Annotated in this window: 1 protein-coding gene; it reads right to left on the bottom strand. The window is 65.9% G+C overall.

Annotation, left to right across the window (positions count from 1 at the left end):
• The coding region (locus EN804_RS37005) for a VCBS domain-containing protein (RefSeq protein WP_135922476.1) at window positions 1-255 on the bottom strand (255 nt) is incomplete at both ends.

The following is a 255-nucleotide window of genomic DNA, read 5'->3' as shown; positions in this document are numbered from 1 at the left end:
CGTCGATGTTGATGGTCACCGAGGTGTGGGTGCCGTCGGCGCTGACGACATCGAAGGTGTCGGTGTAGGTGGTGCCGGCGGCGAACTCGTTGTGGGCCGAGCTTGCCGTGTAGGTCCAGGCACCGGCGCTGTCGATGGAGAACGAGCCATAGGTTCCAACGGTCCCGGCCTGGGCGACGAAGGTCGCCGGGCTGTCGACATCCGAGATGGTCAGCGTGCCGGAGCTCGAGATGTCGGTGGCCGAGTTGGTCTCGG

The sequence above is a fragment of the Mesorhizobium sp. M8A.F.Ca.ET.161.01.1.1 genome (assembly GCF_004792105.1).
In the GTDB taxonomy this organism is placed as follows: Bacteria; Pseudomonadota; Alphaproteobacteria; order Rhizobiales; family Rhizobiaceae; genus Mesorhizobium.
This window is presented reverse-complemented; position numbering and strand designations above follow the sequence as displayed.